We start from the raw sequence: 974 nt of genomic DNA, 5'->3' as shown, positions 1-974 counted from the left end.
TCGGGAAACTGAGGCCAATAGCGGATATCACTCTCAGACTGGAGTGTCGAGAGTGAGAAACGTTCCGGCGCTGTAGGATGTGGCTGCGGCCGATTAGGTAGATGGTGGGGTAACGGCCCACCATGCCCATAATCGGTACAGGTTGTGACAGCAAGAGCCTGGAGACGGTATCTGAGACAAGATACCGGGCCCTACGGGGCGCAGCAGGCGCGAAACCTTTACACTGCACGAGAGTGCGATAGGGGGACTCCGAGTGCGAGGGCATATAGTCCTCGCTTTTCTGAACCGTAAGGTGGTTCAGGAACAAGGACTGGGCAAGACCGGTGCCAGCCGCCGCGGTAATACCGGCAGTCCAAGTGATGGCCGATATTATTGGGCCTAAAGCGTCCGTAGCTTGCTGTGTAAGTCCATTGGGAAATCGACGCGCTCAACGCGTCGGCGTCCGGTGGAAACTACACGGCTTGGGGCCGAGAGACTCGACGGGTACGTCCGGGGTAGGAGTGAAATCCTGTAATCCTGGACGGACCACCAATGGCGAAAGCACGTCGAGAGACCGGACCCGACAGTGAGGGACGAAAGCCAGGGTCTCGAACCGGATTAGATACCCGGGTAGTCCTGGCTGTAAACAATGCTCGCTAGGTATGTCACGCACCATGAGTGCGTGATGTGCCGTAGTGAAGACGATAAGCGAGCCGCCTGGGAAGTACGTCCGCAAGGATGAAACTTAAAGGAATTGGCGGGGGAGCACCACAACCGGAGGAGCCTGCGGTTTAATTGGACTCAACGCCGGACATCTCACCGGTCCCGACAGTAATAACGACGGTCAGTTTGACGAACTTACCCGAGTTACTGAGAGGAGGTGCATGGCCGCCGTCAGCTCGTACCGTGAGGCGTCCTGTTAAGTCAGGCAACGAGCGAGACCCGCACTTCTAGTTGCCAGCAATACCCTCGAGGTAGTTGGGTACACTAGGAGG

At 57.2% G+C, this 974-nt stretch carries 1 rRNA gene; it reads left to right on the top strand.

The annotated features are described in order from the left end of the window. A 16S ribosomal RNA gene (locus tag IEY28_RS20480) occupies positions 1-974 on the top strand; the annotation flags it as partial.

Origin of the sequence: Haloarcula pellucida (assembly GCF_014647235.1) — an archaeon.
Lineage (GTDB): Archaea > Halobacteriota > Halobacteria > Halobacteriales > Haloarculaceae > Haloarcula > Haloarcula pellucida.
The sequence above is the reverse complement of the archived record's forward strand: the minus strand, read 5'-3'. Positions and strand labels throughout refer to the sequence as shown.